We start from the raw sequence: 8,179 nt of genomic DNA on the forward strand, positions 1-8,179 counted from the left end.
GGTCTGGCCCGCCCGAAGGACGCCGAGAGTGAGCACCGTCGCTATGCTGGCTGCTGCTAGCAACTGATCACTCTGTTGCGACGACCCCTCGAATCCGCCCTTAATACCTGCTCAGGGGCCTTTCAGTTGCAGAGCCGACGAGGGGAATCGAACCCCTGACCTTCTGTTTACAAGGGACTTCGAGACTATCCACGGGTGTCCACCGCCGTCACGGACGCCTGCTCGGCGACTCCCATAGCTTGATCGACTTCCAAGGACGTCCACCCGCGTACACGGACGTTGTTAGCATCCGCGTTAGCAAGATCAGGTACGGACTAGGACCAGCGGAGACGCGCTTCGGAGCGATCAGAAGCGACCCAGCGGAGGAAGCTTACTGTCAGCAGGAGTTGTGAGAGCAGAGTCCGGCGACCGTACGACGACTCAGCGCCGCCTTGTATGCGATCATCAAGGAATGACAACGAGAAAGGTCCATGGTCGCTGACCACCGGCTCGCGCTCCACGCGACGCTCCCCGATCGCTATGCCCGACATGAGGTTCTGGCCTCGACCATCGACCACCGCGGCCGGCTCGCCGCCCTGGTCGCCGACCCAGCCCAGGGCTTCGTCCCCATCCCTGACCGCTTCTGGCTACGGCCGCCCCCGCGCTACGACGCGGCCGCCGTCATCTGCGACGGCGCGGAGATCCGCGAGATCCCGCTGACAGATCTCGACCGATGGTTCACCTACATCGACACCTTAGGCGACGGCATCGTGCTGGCCACCGCCCGCTGTGCGCGTGTGGGCATCGACGACAAGCGCTACCTGGAGCCGATCCCAGAGGACGAGCTACACCTCACGAAAAACGTCCGGGTGATCGATGAAGGCGGACAGACCCTGTCGGCCTTCTACGCCGGTGACGGCATCGAGCAACTCATGACAGACGCCCAGGGCACCATCTGGATCAGCTACTTCGACGAGTCGAACTACTGGCTCCCCAACCCGGACGGCACCCGCTCCCGCCGCTTCGCGATCGGCCTGACCCGCTGGAGCAGCGACGGCGGCCAACCCTGGATGGCGCCGCCCCACACTCCAGGCATCTTCTGGTGCGACTGCTACGCGTTGAACGTCGGAAGCGACGTGGTCCACGCCTGCCCTTACCCCGACTTCCCACTGATCGAGATCGATGGTCACGGCGTCCGCAGCATCACCCCGAACCCCATCACACGCTGCCACGGCCTGGCCGTCTCACGTGATGAGACTCACTTCCTCGATCAACACCGAGTGGCTGGCGAGTTCCGCTGGGAGATCCGCAGAGGCCGCCGACAGGACGGAGCCATCACCGAATCACACCGACTGAACCTGCTACTGCCACACAACCGACCCCCGACCGGCTGGGCCCGAGGAAAGATCGGCAGAGACGGCACACTGTGGCTACACGAGGACGGAGACCCGCGCCACTGGTACCGCTATGAAATGAACTCCTAAATCCAATCCAGACTAGCGGCAACGTGAAGAAGCCCCTGACCGATAACGCCTGTTCAGGGGCTTCCTACTGCAGAGCCGACGAGGGGAATCGAACCCCCGACCTTCTGTCTACAAGGCATTACCGGCGCTTTAGGTGGCCTGACCAGGCATGTCGCGCCGCAGGTCAGCAGTCCTATGAGGCGCAACGAGTGCGCATCCATGTGCGTCACTTACAGGAATCCATTGCACTCCATCGCATTCGATCAAGTGCGGTGCGATGGGCCGGCCTGCCTGACGGAACAGATCCTAGACCGGCCAACTCAGGGTAGAGATCAGATCGCAACGAACCGTCCGGGTTGTCTCCTCGATCCAGTACGAGCAGCAAACCACCTGTCCGTTGTGGAGCGTTCCCGGAATGACTGCCACCCACAGGTTGTCGAAGCTAGGCTCCCGTCGCGCACCCGAGTAAGGGTCCTCCCAGCGATTCATGATCCACCGCGTGACGGCTAAACACACATCGCCAATCGCGGCGGATGCCGGCTCGGTCTTCTCCCAGAGATCGAGTCTCTCTACGAACCTTTGGAGTTCCCAGTTAGCGTTGTCAGGCACGGGCAGCCAGCCACGCGCGGATGTCCTCCAGACTGTCCGTGCGTCGCGGCTCGTTCATGCGCCGCATGGCGGCTTGCAGCATGTCCTTCACCTCAGCGGGATCAACGCCGAGGTCGCTCTCCTTCCCGGCCTGAGCGGCGAAGAACTCCCTGAGCCATCCCACCTCGATCGCGGCATCCCCGCTTGGCCAGCGGGCTGCGTCAGCCCGCTGCCATGGCGGTTCAGCGTGAATGCGGTCTTCCAACTCCTGTGTGCTGAGCGAGCCGTACCTGCTGAGGACGTAGCCAATGGTGTTCAGTTCGGCCTCACTCAACGCGCCGAGGTTGTCGGTGTCTGCTTCCTCGTCCCAGCACGCATCCACTCCAGGACCGGTATCCCCTGCCGCAATGGTGTCCTCAAAGAGCGGGCGCCCGCTGAAGGCCAGGTGGTGGCCCTGCGCGTAGTACAGGAGCGCCTGAAGTTTCCTGGCACCCAGCTGAGACCGCCGTTGGCGGAATGCTTCGACGACGGCGCGCGCTGAGGCTGGCATGCTTTGACAATAGGCCGCGGGGCGCGGCCAGTCCGAGGGTTCATCTGGTTGAGACATACGGCTCTCTACACGTTGGGCACGTGCCACTCCTGTTGGTCGCGTCATGGTCCAGTCCCCTCGCCGTAGTCGTGGGCCACGATTTCGACGCTACGCCGCTCCATGTAAGGCGTCATGAGACGTCGAGGTAAGACGAGGGCGACCATGAGAATCGCCCCGGCCCTCCGTATTTGTGCGATGCAGTGAGAAATTGGCGCTCCGGATCCCAGTCCAAGTCGGGGATCTTGTCCGTCACCCGCCAAATATTCGGAGCAGACGACCAGCCGCGGCGCGGCGCGTGCACATAGACCGGCCCGTTGCTCGGCTTCGCACACAGTTCGGCCAAGGGCTTCATCAGCTTGTCCAGAGCCGACTCCGCCACCCCTCCCCGACAAGTGAAGGCCCGCACCAGATGCCCGGTCTGGGTGCCGACCATGATGTGAGCTCGACAGGCGCGCCGCAGCCGCTGCTTCGGGTTGATCGTTATTCAGTCCGGGTCGTTACCATCGTTGACCCGTACGACCTCCACGGACACGCTGCTGTCGACCCGGACCAGCGTCTGCGGATCCTCACTCACCAGCCACGCCGCCATGTACCCAGAGTGAGTGACCGAGGCGGGGATGGGCAAGGCACTTATACAGGTTCAGGGTCTCCAGGACCATCGAGGTCTTGCGTCAGAACGCGCTCCATCAACCTCTCGACGGCGTTGAGCGCATAGCCACGTTCCTCCGCGGCGAAGTCGATGAAGTCGGCCAGGAACCAGGCAGCGTATGTCCAGGCCAGGAACTCGCGCTGCGAGATGGGGCCGCGAGTTTCACGCCACTGCCGACAGGACCGATTCAGGAAGGCTGCGGTGAGTCCTCCTGCCACATCCGGCAGCACCTCGTCCGGGACGCCCTCCATGACTCGAATTTTGCGGATGGCGGCAGGGATGAAGTCGAAAGGGTTGTCGTCGAGGAGCACGCACAGCATGTCCACGAGATTCATGCAGGCCACCCCAACATCGCGGATGCGCTGCGTGTCGCTCATGCCAGCCACAAGTTGCGCGAAAGCCTCTTGATCACCTTCGGCGACAGGATCGCCTGTCCGCTTCATTGAGCGGATAAGCTCTATGGCCGTCTCGAGGTCGCCGAATTCGTCCAGATAACCGCGGTCTACTGATGGATCGCCATCGATCGGTTCAGGCACGACCTGAGCGTAACCATGCCAGCTTGGGTTGTCTCCGAGACAACGGAACTGAACGCTGCCACGGCTGAGCATTGCAGAACGACCGATCGGACTTGCCTCGACCTTGCCATCCACGCCCATACCTCGCACGCCGCCGCCCTCAGCGAAGCCCAGCTCAAGCGAAGGGCAAGGCGACATCGTCTAAGCGCGCTCGGCGGATTCGCACTGACGCAGCTTTGGCAGAGCCGCAGGGAGACCATCGCCCGCTCCTACGAGCACCGCCGAGAGGCTCACGTCCAATTCCTGAAGACTTTCAACGGGTACTGGAACGCGACGGCATTCCACACGATGTACAGCGAAGGGCCGGCCTCGTCCGACCTCGATCCAGCCCAGTTCGAAGCCCTGTTCAACGCACTGCTGACCGCCCAGGTCTTCGCTTCGGCACAGAGCTATCGGGCGGCGGTGAGCGCCAGGGATCACCTAATGGCCTACATGAAGACGGATGGAATGGAGCATCTCGATGATCTCCAAGCTGCCTTCGACATCTGCGTCCGGGCAGTGCGTAAGGAGCTCCGCGTGAAGTAGCGCATTGGATCGGTGCGAGACCGTTGCAGTACGGCGCTGCTGTACAGAGATCACCAAGGCCCTCCGGGATCATCCCGAAGGGCCTTTGAACTGCAGAGCCGACGAGGGGAATCGAACCCCTGACCTTCTGTTTACAAGACAGATGCTCTGCCGATTGAGCTACGTCGGCGCGGCCTACCAGTGTAGACGCTAGAGGCGCCTGTGACGAGCGACTTCGTACAGCGCCACTCCGGCCGCCACTCCCGCGTTGAGCGACTCGGCGGCCGCCTGCATCGGGATCCGGGTCACCACGTCGCACTGCTCCCGGACCAGCCGCGAAAGGCCCTTGCCCTCCGAGCCCACGACCACCACCAGGGGCTCGGCGAGCAGGTCGACGTCGCCGATGTCGGTCTCGCCGGCGCCGTCGAGGCCGATGACGAACAGGCCCGCTTCGCGGTACTCCCGCAGCGCCGCCGTCAAGTTGGCCGCGCGGGCCACGCGCATGGTGGCGAGGGTGCCCGCGGAGGTCTTCCAGGCCCCGCCCGTGACCCCGGCCGAGCGGCGGGAGGGGATGAGGAGGCCGTGGGCGCCGAAGGCGGTGGCCGAGCGGGCGATGGCGCCGAGGTTGCGCGGGTCGGTGACCGAGTCGAGGGCCACGATCAACGGGACCTCGGCGGCGTCGTGCGCGAGCTCCACGAGGTCGGACGGGTGCGCGTAGTCGTACGCCGGGATCTGGAGCGCGATGCCCTGGTGGACGACGCCCTCCGACAGGCGGTCGAGCTTGTCGCGGGAGACTTCGAGCAGTGCGATCCCGCGCTCGGCCGCGATCCTGATGGAGTCGCGTACGCGATCGTCGTTGTCGATGCGCTGAGCGACGTAGAGGGCGTTGGACGGGACGCCCGCCTGCAGGGCCTCGAGTACGGGGTTGCGACCGCCGATGTACTCGGGCGCGTCCTCGGAGCGCCGCTGCCGCGCCGGAGCGGGACGTCGGGTGCCGCCGCGATCCTCGCGGGCGATGCGCTCTGTACGGGCCTTGTCCTTGTACCAATGCCGCATTTCGGCAGGCGGGGTCGCGCCCTTGCCCTCGAGCGACCGGCGGCCCTGCCCTCCGGCGCCTTTGGACGGGCCCTTTTTCTTCGCGGGCCTGCCCGAAGCCCTACCGCCTGCTGCCATGCCAATAAGGGTACTCGGGCCGCCGGGCGCCTTATCCCACGCCGGGAACGGCGCGTTCCTCCGGGGCCGGGATGCGGAAGATTCCGTACAAAGCACCCAGCGCCGCCGGGTCGCCGGACGCCTCCGCGCGACGCTCCTTGACCGCCTCCGCGAACGTCGTACGCCCGGCCGCCATGTCCACCAGCACCTCGTCGTCGGTCTCGATGACGGCGTCCGGACGCTGCGCCGGACCGTGCTGGGTGTCGATCGTCCCGTCCTGGACCAGGGCATGGAAGACCTCGTCCCCCACCCGGAACTCGTACATCGCCCGCACGCCCCGCGCCGCCTCCGCGTCGAAGCAGGCCCTCAGCCCCAGAACCGCCCATCCGCCGTGGAACGCCTCGCCCTCCCGGCGTTCGCCCATGGCCCATTTCATGCCCCAGCGCGCCAGGGCCAGCACGGCGGGCGCGAGTTCGGCGCCGGCCTCCGTGAGCGTGTACGCGGGGGTACGGGCGGGCGCCGGGAGTGTGACCTTCCGCACCAGTCCTTCACGTTCGAGATGCTTCAGGCGCGCGGCCAGCAGGCCCGTGCCGAGCCCGCGGAGGCTGTTCTGGAAGTCGGAGAAGCGCTTGGGGCCGGTCAGCAGGTCACGCACGATGAGCAGCGTCCAGCGCTCCCCTACGAGGTCGAGCGTCCGCGCTGTGGCGCAGAACTGGTTGTACGTCCGATCCACTTCATCAGCTTAATCTCGGGCTTCCCCTTTTCGAACCCTCGACTACGTCGACGAGTAGCTGGGTGAGTAGTTCTGGATGTTCGAGCATCACGTCGTGCGGGCTGTCGATCGCGAGCGTCCGGTAGCCGACCGACTTGGCGAACTGCTCGAATGGAAAGGTCTGGGGCTGGCAGAAGATGCCCGTCCCGGGGATCCGGTCGACGGCCCCGCTGAGGCGCATCGTGTCCGTGAATGTACGCAGCGGGTGCGGGCGCAGCCTCTCCCGGAGCCAGGCTGCGTCGGCGGGGTCGGTGATGCCGAAGAGCTCCGGCGCGGGGGCGGGGATCAGCCCGCCGTCAGCGGAGGCGCGGATGGCCTGAACGAAGGTGCCGGGGGCGAGGGTGAACATGCCGGCGCCGTTCGAGCCTGCCCAGCCGTCCACGAGCACGACATGGTGTACGCGTTCCGGCCGGAGGTCGGCCGCCTGGCGTACCACCAGGCCTGCGTAGCTGTGTCCGACAAGCACCGTACGGTCGTCCTCGGGTGCGGCGTCCAGGGCGGTGAGCACCTGTTCGACGTGGTCGTGCAGGCCGGTGTCAGGGGTGTGGGGCAGGTCCGGGGTGATCGTGCGGGCGCCGGATCGTTCCAGGAGAGGTACGACGCGGTCCCAGGCCCACGGCCCGTGCCAGGCGCCCGGTACCAGGACGAACGTGGTCATCTCTCCCCCATCCTGGGCATCACCTGCGCGGCGAACTCCTCCATGGCCGCCCGGTGATCGTCCACGGCCAGCCTGATCACCACATGCCGGGCACCTGCCTCGATGTAACCGTTCAGCCAGTTCGCGGCCTCTTCTGGGGTGCCGGCGAACATGGCCTGGATGCTCTCGACGAACTCGAGCGGCGCATTGTAGTAGCGCTCGATGCTGGTGCGGAGGCGGTGACGGGCGCGTTCGGGGTCCTCGTCCAGGCAGATGGTGGCGTACAGGGCCGGGGTGAAGGGGTGGGCCGCCGAGGCTCTGGGAGATCCGGGCTCGCGCATGCCGTCCGTGGGCGGCACTTCGGGGTTGCTGGCTGTCGACGAGGCCCCGGAGGCTGCCCACGAGACTTCAGGGGTACTGCCTGTTGATGGAGCTGCCGACGAGACTTCGGGGGTACCGGCTGTTGATGCGGCCTGGGGCGTGCCGACCGACGTCAGCGCGTTCAGGTCCTCCATGTAGGCCTTCCGCGTCGGCGGGTACGGCAGCCAGCCATCGGCCAGGCGGGCCGCCCGCCGCAGTGCCCGTTCACCGCTGCCCGGCAGCCATATCGGCGGCCCACCGGCCTGTACGGGCTTGGGGTCGAGCGTCACATCGTGGAACGTGAAATGCCCGCCCTGGTGCGAGATCGTTTCGCCGGTCCAAAGGCGTCGCATGATGTCGATCGACTCCTCCATGCGGCTGATCCGGCGCTTGAAGCCGACTCCGAGCGCCTCGAACTGGGCCTCGGTGTTCGGGTGGGCGAATCCTCCGCCCATGCCGACGATCAGCCGTCCGTCCGCGATGCCGTCGAGTGTCGCCAGTTGGTGGGCGAGGAGGAGCGGGTGGCGGAGGGCGGGGAGCAGTACGGCGGTGCCGAGCGTGATCTGGTTCGTGGTGGCGGCGACTGCGGCAAGCATCATCAGCGCGTCGGCTCTGGGGCGCGTCACCGGGCTGTCGCCCGCCCACACCGAGTCGAACCCTAATTCCTCGGCCAGCCTCGCCTGCTCGATGAGCGCGGACAGGTTGTGGTTGCCGAGCACTGTCCAGTCACGTGTCGGGAGTAAGTAGCCGATTTTCGGTCTCATGGGATCGTCTCCGGGTCGCGGGTGGGGGTCGCGGGTGGGGGTCGCGGGTGGGGGTCGTGGGTGGGGGTCGTGGGTGGGGGTCGTGGGTGGGGGTCGTGGGTGGGGGTCGTGGGTGGGGGTCGTGGGTGGGTGTTAGAGGCCCGGGTG

The 8,179-nt window shown here is 66.0% G+C and carries 8 protein-coding genes and 1 tRNA gene; 2 read left to right on the plus strand and 7 right to left on the minus strand.

Translation table 11 applies throughout. The features are described from left to right. Positions 1-470 precede the first annotated feature (470 nt). Positions 471-1,463 carry a hypothetical protein gene (locus ACWEPL_RS15480; protein ID WP_452436494.1) on the plus strand — a complete coding sequence of 331 codons (993 nt, stop codon included), beginning with the start codon at positions 471-473 and terminating at the stop codon, positions 1,461-1,463. Between the two features lie 580 nt (positions 1,464-2,043). Here ACWEPL_RS15480 and ACWEPL_RS15485 read toward each other — a convergent pair. Continuing rightward, a complete protein-coding gene (locus tag ACWEPL_RS15485; RefSeq protein ID WP_452436495.1) occupies positions 2,044-2,580 on the minus strand; it encodes a Panacea domain-containing protein in 537 nt (178 codons plus the stop codon). A gap of 669 nt (positions 2,581-3,249) precedes the next feature. Next, positions 3,250-3,804, minus strand: a complete 555-nt coding sequence (locus ACWEPL_RS15490) for a hypothetical protein (protein ID WP_452436496.1) — start codon at positions 3,802-3,804, stop codon at positions 3,250-3,252. A gap of 15 nt (positions 3,805-3,819) precedes the next feature. Here ACWEPL_RS15490 and ACWEPL_RS15495 point away from each other — a divergent pair, with 15 nt between their 5' ends. Further along, positions 3,820-4,368, plus strand: coding sequence for a hypothetical protein (locus ACWEPL_RS15495; RefSeq protein WP_452436497.1), 549 nt, complete (start codon positions 3,820-3,822; stop codon positions 4,366-4,368). A 96-nt stretch (positions 4,369-4,464) separates the two neighbouring features. On the opposite strand, the gene ACWEPL_RS15500 is transcribed toward ACWEPL_RS15495, so the two are convergent. The 5 genes from ACWEPL_RS15500 to ACWEPL_RS15520 form a co-directional block, all read right to left on the minus strand. Beyond that, positions 4,465-4,537: transfer RNA gene (locus ACWEPL_RS15500), tRNA-Thr, on the minus strand. 20 nt (positions 4,538-4,557) lie between these two features. Beyond that, a complete protein-coding gene (rlmB, locus tag ACWEPL_RS15505; protein ID WP_363962098.1) occupies positions 4,558-5,520 on the minus strand; it encodes a 23S rRNA (guanosine(2251)-2'-O)-methyltransferase RlmB in 963 nt (320 codons plus the stop codon). A gap of 31 nt (positions 5,521-5,551) precedes the next feature. After that, complete coding sequence (locus ACWEPL_RS15510; protein WP_363962097.1) at positions 5,552-6,232, minus strand: winged helix-turn-helix transcriptional regulator; 681 nt, start codon at positions 6,230-6,232, stop codon at positions 5,552-5,554. A 4-nt stretch (positions 6,233-6,236) separates the two neighbouring features. Then, positions 6,237-6,929 (minus strand): alpha/beta fold hydrolase, encoded by a 693-nt coding sequence (locus ACWEPL_RS15515; protein ID WP_452436499.1) that lies wholly within the window; start codon positions 6,927-6,929, stop codon positions 6,237-6,239. Then, positions 6,926-8,032 (minus strand): LLM class flavin-dependent oxidoreductase, encoded by a 1,107-nt coding sequence (locus ACWEPL_RS15520; protein ID WP_452436500.1) that lies wholly within the window; start codon positions 8,030-8,032, stop codon positions 6,926-6,928. The genes ACWEPL_RS15515 and ACWEPL_RS15520 overlap by 4 nt, the downstream gene beginning before the upstream one ends. Between the last annotated feature and the right edge of the window lie 147 nt (positions 8,033-8,179).

Source organism: Nonomuraea sp. NPDC004186 (assembly GCF_053603495.1).

Excerpts from the sequence above, each read along its gene's own strand:
- ACWEPL_RS15480 (WP_452436494.1), top strand. The coding sequence starts at position 471 with ATGGTCGCTGACCACCGGCTCGCGCTCCACGCGACGCTCCCCGATCGC.
- ACWEPL_RS15485 (WP_452436495.1), bottom strand. The coding sequence starts at position 2,580 with ATGCCAGCCTCAGCGCGCGCCGTCGTCGAAGCATTCCGCCAACGGCGG.
- ACWEPL_RS15495 (WP_452436497.1), top strand. The coding sequence starts at position 3,820 with ATGCCAGCTTGGGTTGTCTCCGAGACAACGGAACTGAACGCTGCCACG.
- rlmB (WP_363962098.1), bottom strand. The coding sequence starts at position 5,520 with ATGGCAGCAGGCGGTAGGGCTTCGGGCAGGCCCGCGAAGAAAAAGGGC.
- ACWEPL_RS15515 (WP_452436499.1), bottom strand. The coding sequence starts at position 6,929 with ATGACCACGTTCGTCCTGGTACCGGGCGCCTGGCACGGGCCGTGGGCC.
- ACWEPL_RS15520 (WP_452436500.1), bottom strand. The coding sequence starts at position 8,032 with ATGAGACCGAAAATCGGCTACTTACTCCCGACACGTGACTGGACAGTG.